We start from the raw sequence: 18,319 nt of genomic DNA, 5'->3' as shown, positions 1-18,319 counted from the left end.
TAAAGGTTCGCCAACGCTCATGCGGCATAGTCCCGTTATGGAAACGCTCTCGACCGCCCAGATCGCCGCCTTCCAGGACGTCCGCAACAGACTGGACGCCGGAGCCCTCTATCGTATCGACGTCGCCTCGGTGAAGGCCGTGGACCCGGCCCGAGCGGCTGCGCCCCACTGGAACTTCGACCTGCCGGCCCATGCTGCTGAACAGGCGCTGGCCGAGGGCGGTCCGGTGGACGATGCGCTGAAGCGTGCACTCGTCGCGACCTGGGCGCTGGAATTGCCCGAGAGGGCGCACGCCGCTGATCTTCCGCCGGAAGTTCACGCCAACTATGCATTCTGGCTGGATCGTCTCGCCGAGTTCCTCTCGGCGGCGGCCGAGGCCGGCGACGCCTATGATCCGGACCACTGGGCCAAGGACGTCCGGTTCGTCCTGGCGCTTTCGGTGCCGGGCGCTCGCACCCAGACCATCGATCTGTCTTCGCCCATGGGGCCGCGTCAGGTGCTCCAGAACGGGCTGGGCGGACACGGATGGTCCCAGGCCGTCGCCTATATGAAGGCGGAAGGCTGGAAGCGGCCATGGCTGGAGGTTCACACCGAGAGCCGCCACACCGTTGATTTCACCGAAGAAGGCTGGGATCAGGCGTGGGCGACGGCGGGCGCGATCTGCGAGCGACGACCAGAGCTGGCGGGCATGATCGGATCCAGCTGGTTCTATGATCCGCCGTTGGAGACCATCAGCCCGCGTCTGGCCTATCTGCGCAAGAACCCGCTGGCGGGCGGCGCCTTCATCATCCATCAGGGCCCGGGCGAAGTGCATTCGCAGCGGTGCGGCGCGACTTCGCCCACCCGCAGGGCGATGATCGAGTCGGGCGAATACACGCCGCGCTCCTGGCTGGTGGCCTGGCCGCGCGCGACCCTGATCCCTTGGGCGAAGGCGCATGCCGCCAAGATGAACCCGGTCGAGCAGGTCGCCTGAACTCGCCTGCTGTGGCTGCGCGGCGGCCTCAGGCCGCCATCTTCTCCCAGGCGGCGGCGACCGGCAGGATGTCGAGACCGGCCGCCTTGGCCAGACGGATCACGCGGTCCAGATCGTCGGGCGTGCAGCCGTAGGGCGTCGGCCCATCCATGACGTCATGTCCGTAGGCGATCATCCAGCCATTCTGCTTGGCGGTTTCGGACATCAAGGCCTCGAGGTCGTATCCAGGCAGACGGCGAGATTCGAGCCCGATCGCCTGGAGCAGGTTGCGGTCGGCCGAACCGGTGTTGACGCCGTCCCGCACGCCTCGCCCACACAGGAAGCGCTGATCGATCACGGCCTTGGCCGCCAGGGCGCAATCGCCGAACGGATAGGCGAACGTCCGCATCTCATAGCCGTCCAAGACGTCCGACACCCAGGCGGCGTTCCGCGCCAGGCTGGCGTCCAGCTCTGCAGCGCCGATCCTCAGAGTCGAAACGTGTTCGAAGGTATGACAGCCGACCTCGTGACCGGCGTCGTGGATCGCCTCCAGATCCTCGGGGTCGAATTGGGGAAGGCCCAGGTTTTGACTGCCGGCCAGGCCGCCGCAAACATAGTAGGTGGCCTGGATTCCGTGTTCAGCCAGAATGGGCCCGGCCTCGGTCCAGGCTGTGACCGGGATGTCGTCGAACGACAGGCTGAAGGTCCCGCGCGCTGGACGTATCGGGCTCGGGCGGACGTCCAGATAGCGACCCGCGCGGCGACGCATCTTGTCGATGAAGGCGTTCATGACGCCAGATTGCACCGAACGGCCTTAAGGCGACTTCAACGTCCGGCCAGCGACCACCGCATCCTTGCCGAACTTTTCCCGAAGCACGTCGATGGCCGTCTCGGCCTTGAGGCTTCGTGCTTCAGGCGTATCGAACAAGGTTGAAGGCCCATCGGTCGAGTCCTGAACATCCATCAAACCTACCCCGATCAGGCGATATGGGCGGCCCAATTCGGGCTTCAGGAGCGCGCGAGCGGCGGCGAAAAGGCCACGGGCTGTCCGAACCGGCTCGGCGACCGTGGCGCGGCGCGTGACGATCTTGAAATCGGTTCGGCGCAGCTTCAGTTGCACCGTCCGACTGGCGACGCCGTCCCGGCGCGCCTTGGTCGCCAGTTTCTCGCAGAGTGGCCAAAGCTGAGCTTCAAGGTCAGCGGCGGACGCGAGGTCGGTATTGAAAGTCGTCTCTGCGCTCATTCCTTTGCGATCGTGATCCGGCCGCACCGGGCGGCCGTCCCGGGCATGGCTGAGATCATGAAGACGGAGGCCCGTCTCGCCGTAGCGGCGGGCGAGATCGCGCACATCGGCGCGGGCAAGATCTCCGATAGTGGCGAAGCCGTCGCTGCGAAGAGCCTTGCCGAACACCGGGCCGACGCCGGGTAGCGCTGTGACCGGCCGCGGGGACAAAATCATCATGGCCTCGTTGCGATTGATGACCGAAAATCCGCGCGGCTTGTCCATCTCTGACGCCATCTTCGCAAGGAACCGATTTGGGGCGAGGCCGATTGAGACGGTGAGGCCGATCTCATCTTCGATCCGCTTCTGGAGCCGGATCAACTGCACCGCCGGAGGGCCGCCGTTGAGGCGGTCCGTGCCGGACAGGTCGATCCAGGCCTCGTCGAGAGACAGGGTCTGGATCAGCGGCGTGAGCGATCGAACAAGATCGAAAATGCGCCGGCTCTCCTCCACATAGCGCGGAAAGTCGGGCTTGAGCACCACGGCGTCAGGGCAAGCCTTCAGCGCCTTGAACATCGGCATGGCCGAGCCGACGCCATGCAGTCGGGCGATGTAACAGGCGGTGGAGACGACCCCCCGCGCCCCGCCGCCGACGATGACGGGACGGTCGCGCAGTTCAGGACGATCCCGCTTCTCGACCGAGGCGTAGAAGGCGTCGCAGTCCAGATGGGCGATCGTCAGCTGATCCAGTTCAGGATCGCAGACGAGGCGCATGGAGTTACAGGAAGCACATCGGCCGGAGGCCGGCGCCGCTGCCCCGCTCCACATACAGTCGCGACAGACGGCCGTGACCGCCAAGGGATCCTCCGGAGTGTCCGGCGGCGAAAGTCGCCGACTTCACCCCAACTTAAGACTGAACGACGATAGTGCCAGCGAAGAAGACCGGCTTCCGGCCGTGTCCGCGAAGATGGCGGATCGAGGGGGCGAACGACCGAGTGGCGATGTCCAAGAAAGTCCTCATCGTGGAGGATAACGAGCTGAACATGAAGCTGTTTCATGATCTGCTCGACTCCCAGGGCTACGAGACGCTGCAGACCCGCGAAGGCCTGCAGGCGATGGCCTTGGCGCGTCAGCATCGCCCGGACCTGATCTTGATGGATATCCAGTTGCCTGAGATATCGGGTCTGGAAGTGACCAAATGGCTGAAGGACGACGAGGATCTGGCGCACATTCCCGTCGTGGCCGTGACCGCCTTCGCCATGAAGGGTGATGAGGAACGGATCCGTCAGGGCGGTTGCGAGGCCTATATCTCCAAGCCGATCTCGGTGATGACCTTCCTGGATACGGTGCGGAAGCATCTGGGCCAGGCGGCCTGAGGGGGAGTTCATGACCGCGCGTATCCTTGTGGTCGATGATGTCGAAGCCAATGTGCGGCTTCTCGAGGCCAAGCTGACCCTGGAATACTACGACGTTCTGGCCTGTCATGACGGAGCGACGGCCCTGAATCTGGCCGAGACGGAACAGCCGGATATCATCCTGCTGGACGTCATGATGCCGGGCATGGACGGGTTCGAGACCTGTCGGCGGTTGAAGGGGGATCCGGCGACGCGGCACATCCCGGTGGTGCTTGTCACAGCACTCGACGGGCGTCAGGACCGGATCAAGGGATTGGAAGCTGGCGCCGACGATTTCGTCACCAAGCCGCTGGACGACGCGGTCCTGTTCGCGCGCGTGAAGTCGCTGGTGCGGCTCAAACTGGTCATGGACGAGTTGCGTGAACGCGAGGAGGCGGGGCGCCGTATGGGCGTCTCGGGCCAGATCGAGGCGGGCGCCCGGCTACGCGAGAGCGGTGGGCGAGTTCTGCTGGTGGACGATAATGTGCGGCAGGCGGAACAGATCGTCGCCGAACTGGGACGCGAACATCGGGTGTCGATCGAGACCGATCCCGAAGCCGCCAAGCGGCAGGCTGGCGGACCACTGGACCTGATGATCATCAACACGGCGGCGGAGACGTTTGACGGCCTGCGGCTGATCGCCCAGATTCGTTCGACTGAAACCACGCGTGGCGTGCCGATGCTGGCGGTGGTCGATCCTGTCGAGCGGCCGCGGCTTTTGAAGGCGCTGGAGCTCGGGGTCAATGACATCCTGCCGAGACCGGTGGACGCCGAGGAATTGGCGGCGCGAGCCCGGACGCAGGTGCGGCGCAAACGCTACGCCGACTTCCTGCGCCAGAAGCTGGACTACAGTCTGGAGATGGCGGTCACCGACGCGCTGACCGGTCTTCACAACCGGCGCTACATGGTCGGACAGCTGTCGGATTTCGTGCGTGGGGCCAATCGCGGAGCGGGGTCGGTGGCCTTGTTGGTCATCGACATCGATCATTTCAAGGCCGTCAATGACGGTTTCGGGCACGATGCCGGCGATGAGGTGCTGGCCGAGTTCGCGGTCCGGCTGGCGACCAATGTCCGTGCGGTTGATCTGCCCTGTCGGATGGGGGGGGAGGAGTTCGTGGTGGTGATGCCGGACACCCGACTGGAGGATGCGCATCGAATCGCCGACCGAATCCGGCGCGACGTCGCCGCGGCGCCCTTCCGCATTCTGGGCGGCGAACATCTGTCGATCACGGTGTCGATCGGCGTGTCCGCCACCCAGGCCGGAGACACGCCTGAAAGCCTGATGAAGCGCGCCGACGAGGGCGTCTATGAGGCCAAGAGCGCAGGCCGAAACCGAGTCATCGCCCGGGCGGCCTGAGCCACGAAAAACGCCCGGCCGTTACCGGCCGGGCGTTCCGAAATCATCGAAGCGTCAGGCGCTTACTTGATCTTGCCTTCCTTGAACTCGACATGCTTCTTGGCGATCGGGTCGTATTTGTTGACGACCATCTTCTCGGTCATGGTGCGGGCGTTCTTCTTGGTGACGTAGAAGAAGCCGGTGTCGGCCGAGGAGTTCAGGCGGATCTTGATGGAAGCCGGTTTGGCCATCGGAATTACCTCTGCGACGGCGAAAGCCGCTTAAAATAAGAGGCGCGGAACATACTCAGGACCGGCTCAAAGTCAACGGGCGTCAGGACGCATTGAATCTGGGGCGGCGAGCCGTAACTTCGCGGGATGAAAATCGCCTTGATCGCCGTCATCGGCCTGCTGTCCGCCTGCGCTTCCGCGCCCGCCGCGTCGTCGGAGACCGCCCAGGATGTGTTCCTGGCCCGACTGAACGCCCTGTGCGGCCAGAGGTTCGAAGGGCGGGTGGTCAGCACGGACGCCGCCGACGCCGATTTCCGTAGCAGCCGGCTGGTCATGCACGTCCGTGACTGTGCTCCGGAGGAAGTGGGTATCCCGTTCGCGGTCGGAGAGGATCGGTCGCGACGCTGGGTGATCACCCGCACCGGAGAGGGTCTTCGGCTGAAGCATGACCACCGCGATCCGCAGGGGGTCATTCATGGCTACCACATGTACGGCGGCGACACGGCCGACGCGGGCACAGCCGGGCGGCAGGAGTTCCCGGTCGATCAGGAATCGATCGCGCAGTTCATTGCGGGCGGCGCCCAGGTCTCGACCACCAACGTCTGGGCCGTCGAGGTTCATCCGGGCCGGGTGTTCGCCTATGAACTGCGGCGGCCGGAGGGGCGGTTCCTGCGGGTCGAGTTCGACCTGACCAAGCCGCTGACGGATTAGATTTCACGCCACTCTTCCAGCGGTCGCACGGTGGCGCATGCGGGCGTGCCGTCCTTGCCACGGCCCGGCAGGCGGGCTTCCAGCACAGCGCCCGCCCGCGCCCGGTCCAGCAAGGCGGGCGGAATGTTGTGAATATCGATCTTGGCACGGCGACTCCATTCCGAGGCGTGATCGCCGGCCGAGGTTCCGATGCGGATGTAGACGAAGCGTCGTTCCTTGCCCTCCCGGCGGACGAACGGGCCAAGCAGGCGGCCGTCGTCGGCCAGGCGGACAGGCACGTCGAAGGAGAGCGGCGCGTCGCCGGCGGTGATCGGCTCGAAGGGAGCGTCGTCCTGTTGCAGGCTATAGCGGACGCCCGGAACCGGATCGGCGATCGTCAGGCGCAGGGTGACGGGGGCTTCGGCCATGGGATCAGTCCTGATGGTCCACGATATGTCGGCCCCGCACCATGCGCACGAAGGGCAGGGGGCGGCTCGGGGCGGCCAGACGGTCCGCCACCTCGCCGAGCACGAAACGGGTGATGGCGGGCAGGTCCAGCGCCCGGGCCTGCTCCAGCGGCAGCCAGGCGATCTCGTCCAGTTCGCCCGAGCCGGCGGTCGGTTCGGGCGTCAGAAGGGCCGAGGCGTCGGCCATGAAGAAGCGAGCGTCGAATCGGCGGGTGCGGCCCGGGGGGGTGATGGCGCGAGCGACATAGGTCAGGGCGGCGAGATCGGGCAGGGCGCCCGCCTGGCGGAATCCACGCCATGGCCCGGCGACGTACGCGGTCGGAGCGGAACGCGCCAGCATCAGGCCGGTCTCCTCCCAGGTTTCACGGACGGCGGTCAGGGTCAGGGCGCGGGCGCGGCGCGGCGGCATTTCGGCGGCCAGACGCGCCAGGCTGGCGGGATCGGGATCGGTGGCCGAGGCGGCGGCGAAGTCGGCCCGGTCGATCCGGCCGCCGGGAAACACCCATTTGGAGGCCATGAAGACATGGCCCGAGGCGCGGCGGCCCATCAGCACCTCGGTGTGTCGGGCCGGACCGCGCGTGAGGATCAGGGTCGCCGCGTCTTTGGGTCGCATCCGGGTTCCGGCTGGGCTGCGCGGCGCATCGCGCAGGTCTTGGGCGGCGTCGAAGGGCTGGGCGGATGAAGTCATGCGGCGCCCCTGCGGGGACAAGCGGGGACAAAACGGCCGGCGACGGCCGCTGCGGGCCGCGAGATGTCTGCGCATGCTCTGGAAAACATGGAAATCCGCGCGGAGGCGTCGGGTGGAAAGTGCGCGGGCGAAGGGTGGGCGAAGTCGCAGGACATGCGGCCACTATAGACCGTCCGGAAGGGGCGGCCGGAAAAATCCCTATTCCGGCTGAGGGGCGCCTGTCAGGATGAGGACTTCCAGGTCGCGGTCGGGCGTATAGTTGGTTCGACGGACCTCGAACTGCGTCGGGCTGAGGCGGCGGACGCCCTCGGCGCAGAAGCTGACGAAATTTTCTGGGGCGCCCTTGTCCACCACCAGGCGGAAGTCGCGGATCGGGCCGGACCAGTTGGCGCCGGTGGTCAGGACGTAGTCGATCCAGGTCTCGGTGAAATAGTGGCCGGCGGCGCGGCGACGGCGGACGGCGTTCTCGACCGACGGCTCAATGCAGTATTTGGCGCGCATGACGGCCTGGGGCTCATCGACGTGTTCGCCGGTGTCGCCGATCAGGCTGTACGCCGCGCCGCCGATGGCCGGGGCATAGAGGTGTTCGATCTCGGTCGTCCGGCCGGTCGGGAAGTATTGGGTCCAGTAGTGGGTGGTCTTCAGCGTCCATAGCGGCGTGACCCAGAAGGCGCGCCCAGAGGTGTCAGAAGCGGCCTCCAGCCTGACGAATCCGGCGGCTTCGAGCTGTCGCAGACGGGCCTCGGGCAGGGCGTTCAGGGTCTCGCGCGTGCTCGCCAGATGCGGTTCGAGGGGCAGGCCGAAGCCGCGCAGACGCTCGCTGACTTCGGCGCCGTCCAGCGTCGCCTTCTTCTCGATCTCGGTCCGGACCGAATAGCCGTCGACCCAGGTGATGAAGGGCAGGGTGCGGCTGGAATCGAGCGTGTCATCCATTTCCCATTCGCCGTCGATATCGGGCAGGGGGAAGGCGACGATCGTCTCGATGTCCCGATCGGTATGGTTGAAGAAGCGATATTTGACGCGGATCTCGCGCGCCGAGACGAACAGGTCCTCGGCGTCCATCCGAATGCCGTCGGTCTTCTGCAGCACCAGCCCGCCCGCGCGCATCGCGGCGACGCTGTCGTTGGCCGAGGCTGGCGAGAAGACGGTCAGCGCGAGCGACAGGAAGGCCGGCAGGCACAGGCGAAGAACGGACATGGCGAGATCCCGAGATATTACGGGACTGTCCCGCCTGATCCTCGAACCGGAAACCGTCGATTGCTGACGATCGTCAGCGCCGCTTGCCCTTGCGAACGCCCTTCAGGCCGCCGGAGGGTTTGCCGCCCCGCCCGTCATTACGCGGTTTGGGGCCGCCGGGGCGGCCTTTTCCGCGTGAAGGCCGATCATCGCCGCCGCGCCCCCGCATGCCCAGGCGGGGAGCGGGGGCGTTGGGGTCGCGGGCCTCCGGCTCGGACAGCATTTCGAAGACCAGACCGCCGGTAATGGGGGTGGCCTCCATAAGCTTGACCTCGACCACCCGGCCCAGGCGATAGCGTTGGCCGCTGCGTTCGCCGACCAGGGCGTGGGCGCGGTCATCGTGGACAAAATACTCATTGCCCAGCGAAGAGACCGGCACCAGGCCGTCGGCGCCCGTCTCGTCGAGGCGGACGAACAGGCCGAAGCGCGTGACGCCGGTGATCCGTCCGGTGAAGGTCGCGCCGACCCGGTCCTCGAGGAAGGCGGCGATGTAGCGGTCCATGGCGTCGCGTTCGGCGGCCATGGAGCGGCGCTCGGTCTGGGTCACCTGATCGGCGATGGCGGCAAGTTCGGCGATCTCGCGATCCGTCAGGCCGTCCCCCTTTCCGTCTTTTGGGCCGAGATTGAGCGCCCGGATCAGGCCGCGATGGACGATCAGGTCGGAGTAGCGGCGGATCGGCGAGGTGAAGTGGGCGTAGCGGTCGAGATTCAGGCCGAAGTGGCCGATGTTCTCCGGCGAATAGATCGCCTGCATCTGGGTGCGGAGGACGACTTCGTTGACCACCTCGGCGTGGGGGCCGTCGCGGGTCTGGTCCAGCAATCTGTTGAATCGCCTGGTCGTGCCCGGCTCGCCCTTGTTCCAGGGCATGGCGATGGTCGAGAGGAAGTCGGCCAGGTTGAAAATCTTCTCCTGACTGGGCGCCTCGTGGACGCGATAGATCAGGGGCGTCTTCTTCTGTTCCAGGGTCTCGGCGGCGCAGACGTTGGCCTGGATCATCATTTCCTCGATCAGGCGGTGCGCCTCCAGGGACGTGCGCTTCTCGATCAAGGCGATGCCGCCGTCCGGAGCCATGCGGATCCTGCGTTCCGCGCTTTCGATCTGAAGCGGCGCCCGCTTCAGGCGGCCCTTCAACATCGTGCGGTAGGCGTTCCATAGCGGATAGAGGATCGGCTCCAGGATTGGGCCGGTCGTGTCGTCGACGCCGCCGTCGTTGAGTTCGCCGTCGATGGCAGCCTGGGCCTGTTCATAGCTGAGCTTGGCGTGCGAACGCATCAGGCCGCGATGGAACTTGTGGCCGGTCTTGCGACCCTCCTTGTCGAAGACCATGCGCACGGCGAGCGTGGCGCGGTTCTCGCCTTCCTTGAGGCTGCACAGGCCGTTGGACAGGCGCTCGGGCAGCATGGGCTCCACACGGTCCGGGAAGTAGGTGGAGTTGCCCTTGGCGCGCGCCTCGCGATCCAGGGCCGAGCCGGGGGTGACATAGGCGGCGACGTCGGCGATGGCGACCCAGACGATCCAGCCGCCTTCGTTTTTCGGATCGTCGTCGCGCTGGGCGTAGATGGCGTCGTCGTGGTCGCGGGCGTCGGCCGGATCGATCGTGATGAAGGGAATGTCGCGCAGGTCGTCGCGGCCCTTGAGCGTGGGCAGCTCCATATTCTCGGCTTCCTGCTCGACCATGTCGGAGAAGCCGGCCGGCACGCCGTGGGAATGGATGGCGATCAGGGAGGCGGCGCGGGGGTCGTCCTCGCGGCCGATGCGCTCCAGGATCTTGCCGCGCTTGGGGCCGTAGCGGTGCTCGCCCTTTTCGGCGGCGGCGAGCACCAGATCGCCGTCCTTGAGACCCTCGGCCTGGGCGGGTGGGACGACGAAGACGTCCTTGGAGCGGCGATCGACGGGCTCGATGCGGACCTCGCGGGCGGATCTGCGGATGACGCCGAGCAGGCGACTGCGGTCGGTGTCGAGCTTCTTGATGAGGCGGGCCTCCCAGCCGTCCTCGGCGCGCGCGAACTTGACCAAAAGGCGGTCGCCCATGCCGGGGGCGGGGCCGACGATCTTTCGGTCGGGGACCAGCAGGGCGCGCGGGGCGTCGGCCGAACCTTCGACCAGGCGGACATAGAGTTCGCCGTCGCCGTCGCGCTCGACCACGTCGGCCACGCCGACGGCCGGAAGGGCGCCGGCCTCGGAGAAGCCCTTACGGCCCCGCTTGCCGAGTTTGCCCTGGGCCTCGAGCTCTCGCAGCATTTCTCGCAGGGCGCGGCGCTCGGCGCCCTTCAGGCCGAAGGCGCGGGCGATGTCGGCCTTCTCCGCGGCGCCGGCCTCGCGCAGGAAGCGGATCAGGGTTTCCTCGTCGGGCAGGCCGGCGACGGGACGTTGGGGAGTGCGAGCCATTCGGTCTTTCAGTTCGCCGGGTCGGCGGGGTTGAGGCAGGAGAGGCCGAGCGTCGCGGCGGCGGCGGCCTGGCCCTTGTCGAGCGTCACCAGCATGGCGCCGAGCCGCCGTGCGGCGGCGACATGCATGGCGTCGGGTGCCCGGAGCGAGAGGTCGAGACGTCGGACCCAGTGCGTCGCGAGCGCCAGATCAGAGGGAACGATCTCGACGAGGTTCGTGAATCGCGACGTCCAGGCGTCGAGATGGCCGAAGGCCTCCGCCACCCCCGTCGCGGACAGCGCCCCGATCCGGGCCTGTCTCGCCAATGCCGCGGACGCTTCGGCGCGGGCCAGGTCCGAAACCATCAAATCGTCCTGGCTGTTCTCGAGCCAGTCGGAGACAACCGTACTCGAGGCCTCGCGGCCCAACAGGGCGACCAGAACGCTGGCGTCGAGATAGCTGTCCACTAGAGGTCGTCGTCCCGCATCTGACGAACCAATGCGGCCGCGGAGTCGCCCAATGACGGTTGTTGATCCCGCCAGTTCGCCAGGTCGCGCAGGGATGCGCGTCGCTGTTCCATGTCGGGCCGTCTGGCCGTGCGGGAGACAGCTGTCATTTCGGCGACCGCCCGCCCATGCCGTGTGATCGTTATGTTCTCGCCCGCTTCGACCCGTTCGAGCAGGTGGGTGAACTTGTTCTTGGCTTCGGCGACGCCGTAGGTGGCCATGGCTGAGCTCCGATTATGGCCATAAGTATAGCCATTTTTGTACGGGGCCGCCAGCGATCGTCAGGCGATGATGTCCGGAAGAATACGGCCTTCGATACGGACGATTTCGTCGCGCAGGGCGAGTTTCTTGCGCTTCAATCGGGCAATGAGAAGCTGGTCCGGAACGGGCACATGGCCGAGGGCCTCGATCGAGGCGTCAAGGTCAGCGTGCTCCTGCCGAAGCAGTTGCACCTCGGCGCGCAAGGCCAAGTCTTCTTCGGTCAGGAAAGGATCGTCGTCGTTCATGTCGGCAGGGCGTCCGGGGCGAACGGAATCATAGCCGAATCCGGCCTAGGCCGGAAGGCGGTCCGCCAAGGCAGCAAGGGCGGGACGGGGCGTGACCCGGTCCCGGCGGCGGCTCAGGTCGACCAGGGCGTCGAGGGCGGGACGGGCGGCCCCGCCCGGGGCGGGCGCCAAGGCCTCCAGGGCCGACATGAGACGACGCTCGGCGTCCAGTTCCACCGCCTTGATCTGTTCGCGAACGGCCAGACGATCATCGGTGTCCATGTCCGGGATCGTCGATTTCAGGCGGCGTCGCAGGTCGCGAAGCGGCACGATGGCGGCGTCGGTCCAGACCCTTGCGGTGTCGCAGGCGGCGTCGAGGTCGTCCGCGTCGAGGCGACGGCCGGTCCGGGCGCACCAGGCGGCCCAGAGCAGCAACGGCACGTTCTGGTCATGAGTGTCCTGAAGGTCGAGACAGGCCTCGGCCACGCCCGGCGCGGCGTAGGCGGCCAGGGCCCAGTCCCAGAAGGGGGGCCCGCTCATGTCTCGGCCGCCGGTCCCTTGAGCCCGCTCCACCGACGAACCGGCGCCCAGTCCAGACCGAACAGATCGAGCACGCGGCCGACCGACTGGTCCACCACCTCGTCGAGCGATTCAGGGCGGGTGTAGAAGGCGGGCAGGGGCGGGGCGATGACGGCGCCCATCTCGGCCAGGGCGGTCAGGGTGCGCAGGTGGCCGAGGTGCAGGGGGGTCTCGCGAACCATCAGCACGAGGCGGCGCCGCTCCTTGAGCGCCACATCCGCCGCGCGGGTGAGGAGGGTCGAGGTCACGCCCGTGGCGATCTCGCCCATGGTGCGGACCGAGCAGGGGGCCACGATCATGCCGAGGGTCCGGAACGAGCCGGAGGCGATGGAGGCGCCGACGTCGTTCAGCCGGTGCGTCACATCGGCGCGGCCCGTCAGATCGTCGGGGGTCAGATCGGTCTCCTGCGACAGGGTCAGGAGGGCGGCGCGGGTGACGACCAGATGGCTCTCGATGCCCAGGTCACGCAGGGCGTCGAGAAGGCGGACGCCGTGAATCACGCCGGATGCGCCGGAGACGCCGACCACCATCCGGTCCGGCGTCGATGTCGAGGTTGCAACGGCTCCGTTCACAACATGGTCCTATTCGCGGGTCAGCCTGAGGTGGTCCGTATGTGCGACCTTGGTGAACGCCGGTTTACGTCACCGAATCGTGATTCCACAGGTCGCGGATCCGGGCGCTCACTACCGTCGTCCCTTAGACATGGAGGCGCAAGCCATGACCATCGAAGCTCGTATCCGCGAACTGGGCAATCGGCACCGTCAGCTGGAAAGTCAGCTGCACGAGGCCCGACTTCATCCGTCCGTGGATTCGTTGCAGGTCAAGGAGCTGAAGCAGAAGAAGCTTCGCCTGAAGGAGGAGATCGTCAGTCTGGAGCAGAGGGCGCACTAAGGCCCGAACGACTATGTGGAATTGAAGCGGCCCCGGAGAGCGATCTCCGGGGCCGCATTCGTGAGGGGAGCGTCGATCAGGAACGCGGGCCGAAGACGGATTCGGCGGTCGGCTCGGCGGTCGGACGTTCGCGCGCTTCGGGCACGAATTCTTCCTCGACCGGTTCGGCCTCGACGGGCTGAATCGTGGCGCCGCCCTTCTTGGCGTCATCGCGGGCCTTCTTCTCGGCGGCCTTCTTGACCAGATCGTCGAGGGCCAGCTGGCCGACCAGGCCCAGGGTCACGGGATCGACCGGTTTGATATTGGCCGAGTTCCAGTGGGTGCGGTTGCGCACGCTCTCGATCGTGGACTTGGTCGTGCCCAGCAGTTTGGCGATCTGGGCGTCGGTCACCTCGGGGTGGTTGCGCACGAACCAGGCGATGGCGTCGGGGCGGTCCTGACGGCGCGAGACGGGGGTGTATTTCGGCCCGGTCTTGGTGACCTTCAGCAGTTCGGCGTGGCGGCTGACGATCGCCTTCATGCGGTAGTTGGAATCGGCCTGGGCCTTGTCCAGTTCCTCGCGAGCCAGCTGGCCCCCGGTGATCGGATCGACGCCGCGAATATCGCGGGCCACGTCGCCGTCGGCGATGCCGCGAACCTCGAGCGCGTGCAGACCGCAGAAGTCGGCGATCTGCTCGAAGGTCAGGGAGGTGTTGTCCACGAGCCAGACCGCGGTGGCCTTGGGCATGAGGATGTCGGTCATGGGCGAAAATCCCGGTGTGCAATGGCCCGAAGTCGGGCGCTGGAAACGGCGGCGCCCGACCTTTCGGCCGGGCGCGAGTGGAACCGATATAGTCTTATTCGCTTGGAAAGGAAACGGAGTTCGACTGCTTCATGAGGGCGTCGTACAGCTAAGGTTCAGCTTGGAGGGCTGATAAGCACCCATCGACGCCCGGCGCGTCTTCATTCTTTTGGGAGGGCCAAGATGTTCACTCGTATTCTCACGGCGGCGGCGGTCGCGGCGGTTCTGGCGCCCGCGGCGGCGGACGCGGCGCAACGCGGACCCGGCTGGGGCGGCGGCAATCGGGCGCCGCAGGGCAGCTATCAGTCGAGCTGCAATGAGATCTCCGTGCGCGGGGATCGACTGTACGCCACCTGTCGGGACGTGGGGCGCAACCAGCGCGCCAGCTCCCTGGATCTGAACCGCTGCGGCGGTGTGGATATCGCCAACAGCAACGGCCTGCTGATCTGTGGCAGCCAGCGCGGCGAATGGGAACGCAACGGCGGCGGCAATGACCGTCCGGGCGGCGGCTGGGGCGCCGGCGGCGGGCGGGGCTCGATCACCGTCTACAAGGACAGCAACTTCCGCGGCGAACGCGCCAGCTTCCAGGGCGAGGTCTATAATCTGGGGTCGACCGGCTTCAACGACGTGATCAGCTCGATGGAGATGCGCGGCGCCTGGGAGGTCTGCACCGACAGCAACTTCCGGGGCAGCTGCCAGGTGTTCCGGGGCGATGTGCGCAATCTGGGCGACACCGGCTTCAACGACCGCATCTCGTCGATGCGTCCCGCGCGCGGCGGCTGGTAAGGCCGATAGGCCTCAGATCGTCAGCACGATCTTGCCGACATGGCGGCCGCCCTCCAGCAATCGGTGGGCGGCCGCAGCGTCTTCGAGAGGAAAGACGGCCTCGATCGGCGGCACCAAATGGCCGGCCTCGATCCAGGGCCAGACCGTCTGACGCACGGCCGAAGCCAGGCGGGCCTTTTCGTCCGCCGGTCGTGAACGGAGGGTCGAGCCGGTCAGGACGATGCGCCTGAGCATCAGCCGCATCAGGTCGATCTCGGCCAGGTTTCCCGTCAGGGTCGCGATCACCACCCAGCGGCCGCCGGGTTTGAGGACGGCCTGGTTCAGGGCGGCGTAGTCGGCCCCGATCATGTCCAGCACGACATCGGCGCCGCCGGCGTCGAGGATGGCGGACTTCAGAGCCTCAATCGAAGCGTCCAGGCTGAGATCGGCGCCGAGACGGGACGCGGCCATGGCCTTTTCGGCGCCGCGCGATGTGGCGATCACTCGCGCTCCGGCGGCCTTGGCCATCTGAATGGCCGTGACCCCGATGCCGCTGGTGGCCCCGTGGATCAGAAGGGTTTCGCCAGGTCGGAGGCCGCCCGACTCGAACACATTGGCGAAGACGGTGAAAACCGTCTCCGGCAGCGCCGCGGCCTGTACGGGCGTCAGGCCCCGGGGAATCGGAAGGACATGGCGCGCGTCGACCACGGCGTATTCGGCGTAGCCCCCGCCGCCGAGCAGGGCGCAGACCGCGTCGCCGACCGTCCAGCCTTGCACCCCGCCGCCGATGGCGTCGATCACGCCCGCGACCTCGAGGCCCAGTATATCTGAGGCGCCGGGCGGCGGAGGATAGCCGCCGTTGCGCTGGAGCAGGTCGGGGCGATTGACGCCGGCGGCCTGCACACGGATGCGCACCTGGCCGTCGGCAGGCTCCGGTCGGGGGCGATCGGCCAGGACGAGGGCTTCGGCGGGACCCGACCCACCGGTGATCTCGATGACGCGCATTGGGCCTCCGGCTTGCAATCGTCCGTATCCGGGCGTTCAGATAGGCGTCTGGAACGCTCCTGGCCATGGGAGGCCGAGATGACATTTGAAGATCTGGAGCCGCGCCCGACACGCGGCGCCCACCTCGTCGCTCTGACGCGCGAGGACCTGGACGTCTATTCGGTGGATGAACTGGACGAACAGATCGCGACCCTGGGCGCCGAAATCGAACGCCGGAGGCAGGCCATCGCAGCGAAACGGGACAAAAAGAGCGCCGCCGACGCCCTGTTCAATTTCAAATGACGCCGGAGAGGCGAACTCGCCGGCCCTGGTTCGCGGGCGGCGTGACGCGATCGCCCCCTTTTCCCCCGACAGGCGGCATGGCATGGGCGTTGCAATCGAGGAGCCAGGCGAGGTCGCGGCGTGTGGGTCGCGGCGCCGGCGAGGGCCGTGTGCGTGAATATGAGTGAACCCACGGTCGATAGCGGCCCAGAGCCGACAGGACGGTCCCGATCCGCAGAGGTGCGCGACTTCGCGCGGTCCGAACTGTTCGAGCGCACCTTCCAGGAAGGAATGGAGCTGGTCGAGGAGGCCGCCGCCTGGCTGGACGGCGACGGTCGCCGCGAGTCCAAGCTGCTGTCCCGCGCCGCCGCCCTGGCCTATGCGTCCGAGAGCATGAAGCTGACGACGCGGCTGATGCAGGTGGCGTCCTGGCTTCTGGTGCAGCGCGCGGTGCGGGAGGGCGACATGACGCCCGAGGCCGCCTGCGACACCCGCTACCGGCTGGCGGACCGCGCCGTCGCGGCCGAGCCCAGCCATCCCGACCTGCCGATCGGCCTGATCGAGCTGACCGTGCGCGCCGAACGCCTGCACGACCGCGTTCTGTATCTGGACCGGCGCATGTATCGCGACGAGACGCCCGAGCCGGAAGCCAATCCGGTGTTGAGCCAGCTCGGCATGCTGGAAGCCGCGTTCCGCACCTGAATCCGGATCAGGTGCGGCGGAGCGTTCCGGCGACCGAACGCGATCTCGCGTCTACGGACCGACGTCGTCGGCGTCGGTCGGACCGTCGGCGACCACGTCAGGCAGGCTGACGGCGATGCCCAGGGCCTCGGCGAGCTTCTGATCGCGCTTGTAGACGTCCTCGCGGAAGGCCACGCGCTGTTGGCCGTCGACGAACGCCGTCCAGTAGAGCAGCCGCACGTCGATCTCGCGCCCGACCTGGATGCGCTTGGTCTCGCGAGTGTTCTGGGCGGTGTCGAACTGGCCCAGAAGATCCGAGTTGGGTGACAGCAGCAGACGAGCGAATTCCACCGCGCCCTGGACCCGGACGCAGCCGTGCGAGCGTTGGCGCATGGCCAGGTTGAAGGCCGCCTTGCCGGGGGTGTCGTGCAGGAAGATGGCGTAGCTGTCGCGCAACTCGAACTTGACGTAGCCCAGGGCCGCCGTCGGACCGGCGCGCTGGATCACCTGTCCGTTCGACAGATACATGTTGTTTGCCGCCAGATAGGCGGGGCCGCGCGGCAGAATCTCGCGACGGGCGATGCCGGCCGGCACATACCAGGGCGGGTTGGCGACCACCGAAGCGAAGGGCTTTTCCAGGCTCGGGGTCTGGTTTTCCGGCGTGCCGACGACGACGCGGTTGGAGTGAACCGGACGGCCGTCCTTCCAGTAGACCATGATGGCGGCGGCGGTGTTGACCTCGATCCGCTCGGGCGACGGCGTCCGCTTGAGCCAGCGGCGACGTTCCAGGTTCAGGGCGATCTGACGCGCGCGATCCTCGGCCGAGGCGCCGAGCGAACGCTGGGTCGCAGGGCCGATCCGGCCGTCGGCCAGGAGACCGTGTCGCGACTGGAAGCCCCGAACGGCGGTTTGAAGCTCGTCGCCGTAGTTGAGGCCCTCCGCCGTCAGGCGCGCGCCCGCCGAGGCGGTCAGGTCGCCCTCGGCGACCAGGCGGCGGATCAGGGACGGGATACGGGAGTCACTGGTGTTCGGTTCGATCGAACCGCCCGGAGCGAAGGTCGGCCATCCGCCTTCGCGCGCCAGTCGGCGATAACGCAGATAGCCTGCGGACAGGTTGGTGTAGCCGATGTCGGTCGGCGGCAGGCCGTCGAACCAGCCGACCAACTGTCCGGTGGCCAGGGCGTTGGACAGGCCGGTGGGCAGGTCGACCCGGTTCTTGTCCATCTCCCACAGTTCTTCGACGGTCTCGGGCCGGACGCGGCCTTCGGCCAGGGCGCGGGCGTAGGTCATGGCCGCAGCGGTGGTGCGGACGTCTGCGCTGGCGGGATCGGCGGCCAGACCGACGAAGTCGAAGAAGTCGGTGGGGGCGAAGCCGTGGGCGTCCGTCTTGCGGGCGACGAGGGTCAGGGCGTTCAGCCGCTCGGCGCTCCAGACCGGGCGCCAGCCGTTCAGGTCATAGAACATGCGGACGTCGTTCTGGACGTCCGCCGGCAGGCGCGAAAGCTGTTCGGTGAGGACCGCGCGGTGATCGACCGGCGCGGATTGAGCGGGAGCCGGGCGGGCCTGCGGGCGGCGGAACTGGGCCTGGGCCTGGCCGGCGGCGGCCAGGGCGGTGGTCGCCACGCCGATCGTCAACTGCCGTCGATTCATCTTCCGTCCGCTTCCTGGTCCGTCGTCGCCATCGTCCCCCCAACGATGAGCCGCCATGTTATCGGCGTTCGGCGCAAACAAAAAGCGCCGGTCGGGGGACCGGCGCTCTCCGTGACTACTATGTCGCACCAC

Annotated in this window: 23 protein-coding genes; 8 read left to right on the top strand and 15 right to left on the bottom strand. The window is 67.2% G+C overall.

The annotated features are described in order from the left end of the window. The first annotated feature begins 37 nt into the window (after nt 1-37). Nucleotides 38-973, top strand: a complete 936-nt coding sequence (locus ACO2Q1_RS07985; protein ID WP_423328968.1) for a hypothetical protein — start codon at nt 38-40, stop codon at nt 971-973. A 28-nt stretch (nt 974-1,001) separates the two neighbouring features. Here the strand turns inward: ACO2Q1_RS07985 and ACO2Q1_RS07980 are convergent, their stop codons facing one another. Beyond that, nucleotides 1,002-1,742, bottom strand: coding sequence for a polysaccharide deacetylase family protein (locus ACO2Q1_RS07980; protein ID WP_423328967.1), 741 nt, complete (start codon nt 1,740-1,742; stop codon nt 1,002-1,004). 24 nt (nt 1,743-1,766) lie between these two features. Continuing rightward, entirely contained in the window at nt 1,767-3,032 is a 1,266-nt protein-coding gene (locus ACO2Q1_RS07975; protein WP_423328966.1) for a DNA polymerase IV, read from the bottom strand. Nucleotides 3,033-3,175: 143 nt separating this feature from the next. Here ACO2Q1_RS07975 and ACO2Q1_RS07970 point away from each other — a divergent pair, with 143 nt between their 5' ends. Continuing rightward, nucleotides 3,176-3,550 carry a response regulator gene (locus ACO2Q1_RS07970; protein ID WP_423328965.1) on the top strand — a complete coding sequence of 125 codons (375 nt, stop codon included), beginning with the start codon at nt 3,176-3,178 and terminating at the stop codon, nt 3,548-3,550. Nucleotides 3,551-3,560: 10 nt separating this feature from the next. After that, nucleotides 3,561-4,925: a PleD family two-component system response regulator gene (locus ACO2Q1_RS07965; RefSeq protein ID WP_423328964.1), complete on the top strand. Its 1,365-nt coding sequence runs from the start codon at nt 3,561-3,563 to the stop codon at nt 4,923-4,925. 62 nt (nt 4,926-4,987) lie between these two features. Here the strand turns inward: ACO2Q1_RS07965 and rpmG are convergent, their stop codons facing one another. Then, a complete protein-coding gene (rpmG, locus tag ACO2Q1_RS07960; RefSeq protein WP_423328963.1) occupies nt 4,988-5,155 on the bottom strand; it encodes a 50S ribosomal protein L33 in 168 nt (55 codons plus the stop codon). A gap of 138 nt (nt 5,156-5,293) precedes the next feature. Between rpmG and ACO2Q1_RS07955 the strand changes: the two genes are divergently transcribed. Next, the gene (locus ACO2Q1_RS07955) at nt 5,294-5,845 is read left to right on the top strand and encodes a hypothetical protein (protein WP_423328962.1); all 552 of its coding nucleotides are present in this window, start codon (nt 5,294-5,296) and stop codon (nt 5,843-5,845) included. Here the strand turns inward: ACO2Q1_RS07955 and ACO2Q1_RS07950 are convergent. From ACO2Q1_RS07950 to ACO2Q1_RS07910, 9 genes are all read right to left on the bottom strand, one after another. Beyond that, nucleotides 5,842-6,252 (bottom strand): DUF5990 family protein, encoded by a 411-nt coding sequence (locus ACO2Q1_RS07950; protein ID WP_423328961.1) that lies wholly within the window; start codon nt 6,250-6,252, stop codon nt 5,842-5,844. The genes ACO2Q1_RS07955 and ACO2Q1_RS07950 overlap by 4 nt on opposite strands. Before the next feature lie 4 nt (nt 6,253-6,256). Continuing rightward, a complete protein-coding gene (locus ACO2Q1_RS07945) occupies nt 6,257-6,979 on the bottom strand; it encodes an NUDIX hydrolase (RefSeq protein WP_423328960.1) in 723 nt (240 codons plus the stop codon). Nucleotides 6,980-7,177: 198 nt separating this feature from the next. After that, nucleotides 7,178-8,176 (bottom strand): DUF4424 family protein, encoded by a 999-nt coding sequence (locus ACO2Q1_RS07940; RefSeq protein WP_423328959.1) that lies wholly within the window; start codon nt 8,174-8,176, stop codon nt 7,178-7,180. A gap of 73 nt (nt 8,177-8,249) precedes the next feature. After that, the gene (gene rnr, locus ACO2Q1_RS07935; RefSeq protein WP_423328958.1) at nt 8,250-10,604 is read right to left on the bottom strand and encodes a ribonuclease R; all 2,355 of its coding nucleotides are present in this window, start codon (nt 10,602-10,604) and stop codon (nt 8,250-8,252) included. 8 nt (nt 10,605-10,612) lie between these two features. After that, nucleotides 10,613-11,050: a type II toxin-antitoxin system VapC family toxin gene (locus ACO2Q1_RS07930; protein ID WP_423328957.1), complete on the bottom strand. Its 438-nt coding sequence runs from the start codon at nt 11,048-11,050 to the stop codon at nt 10,613-10,615. Continuing rightward, complete coding sequence (locus ACO2Q1_RS07925; protein ID WP_423328956.1) at nt 11,050-11,310, bottom strand: type II toxin-antitoxin system Phd/YefM family antitoxin; 261 nt, start codon at nt 11,308-11,310, stop codon at nt 11,050-11,052. The genes ACO2Q1_RS07930 and ACO2Q1_RS07925 overlap by 1 nt, the downstream gene beginning before the upstream one ends. Nucleotides 11,311-11,370: 60 nt before the next feature. Then, on the bottom strand, nt 11,371-11,595 hold the full coding sequence (locus ACO2Q1_RS07920; RefSeq protein ID WP_423328955.1) for a YdcH family protein: 225 nt from the start codon (nt 11,593-11,595) through the stop codon (nt 11,371-11,373). Nucleotides 11,596-11,640: 45 nt separating this feature from the next. After that, entirely contained in the window at nt 11,641-12,114 is a 474-nt protein-coding gene (locus ACO2Q1_RS07915) for a TIGR02444 family protein (protein WP_423328954.1), read from the bottom strand. Next, entirely contained in the window at nt 12,111-12,683 is a 573-nt protein-coding gene (locus ACO2Q1_RS07910; RefSeq protein WP_423329043.1) for a UbiX family flavin prenyltransferase, read from the bottom strand. The genes ACO2Q1_RS07915 and ACO2Q1_RS07910 overlap by 4 nt, the downstream gene beginning before the upstream one ends. A 187-nt stretch (nt 12,684-12,870) precedes the next feature. Here ACO2Q1_RS07910 and ACO2Q1_RS07905 point away from each other — a divergent pair, with 187 nt between their 5' ends. Next, nucleotides 12,871-13,044 carry a YdcH family protein gene (locus ACO2Q1_RS07905; protein WP_423328953.1) on the top strand — a complete coding sequence of 58 codons (174 nt, stop codon included), beginning with the start codon at nt 12,871-12,873 and terminating at the stop codon, nt 13,042-13,044. Between the two features lie 76 nt (nt 13,045-13,120). Here the strand turns inward: ACO2Q1_RS07905 and ACO2Q1_RS07900 are convergent, their stop codons facing one another. After that, nucleotides 13,121-13,786: a DUF1013 domain-containing protein gene (locus tag ACO2Q1_RS07900; protein ID WP_423328952.1), complete on the bottom strand. Its 666-nt coding sequence runs from the start codon at nt 13,784-13,786 to the stop codon at nt 13,121-13,123. A 222-nt stretch (nt 13,787-14,008) separates the two neighbouring features. On the opposite strand from ACO2Q1_RS07900, the gene ACO2Q1_RS07895 reads away from it, so the two are divergent. Beyond that, a complete protein-coding gene (locus tag ACO2Q1_RS07895) occupies nt 14,009-14,611 on the top strand; it encodes a beta/gamma crystallin-related protein (RefSeq protein ID WP_423328951.1) in 603 nt (200 codons plus the stop codon). A gap of 12 nt (nt 14,612-14,623) precedes the next feature. Here the strand turns inward: ACO2Q1_RS07895 and ACO2Q1_RS07890 are convergent, their stop codons facing one another. After that, nucleotides 14,624-15,595, bottom strand: coding sequence for an NAD(P)H-quinone oxidoreductase (locus ACO2Q1_RS07890; RefSeq protein ID WP_423328950.1), 972 nt, complete (start codon nt 15,593-15,595; stop codon nt 14,624-14,626). A gap of 78 nt (nt 15,596-15,673) precedes the next feature. Between ACO2Q1_RS07890 and ACO2Q1_RS07885 the strand changes: the two genes are divergently transcribed. Together ACO2Q1_RS07885 and ACO2Q1_RS07880 are read left to right on the top strand one after the other, a co-directional pair. Next, nucleotides 15,674-15,877: a DUF1192 domain-containing protein gene (locus ACO2Q1_RS07885; RefSeq protein WP_423328949.1), complete on the top strand. Its 204-nt coding sequence runs from the start codon at nt 15,674-15,676 to the stop codon at nt 15,875-15,877. A 159-nt stretch (nt 15,878-16,036) separates the two neighbouring features. Then, entirely contained in the window at nt 16,037-16,558 is a 522-nt protein-coding gene (locus ACO2Q1_RS07880) for a DUF1465 family protein (RefSeq protein WP_423328948.1), read from the top strand. A gap of 51 nt (nt 16,559-16,609) precedes the next feature. Here the strand turns inward: ACO2Q1_RS07880 and ACO2Q1_RS07875 are convergent, their stop codons facing one another. After that, nucleotides 16,610-18,187 (bottom strand): L,D-transpeptidase family protein, encoded by a 1,578-nt coding sequence (locus tag ACO2Q1_RS07875; protein WP_423328947.1) that lies wholly within the window; start codon nt 18,185-18,187, stop codon nt 16,610-16,612. Between the last annotated feature and the right edge of the window lie 132 nt (nt 18,188-18,319).

The organism is Brevundimonas sp. VNH65 (assembly GCF_049445955.1).
Taxonomy (GTDB): Bacteria; Pseudomonadota; Alphaproteobacteria; order Caulobacterales; family Caulobacteraceae; genus Brevundimonas.
The sequence above is the reverse complement of the archived record's forward strand: the minus strand, read 5'-3'. Positions and strand labels throughout refer to the sequence as shown.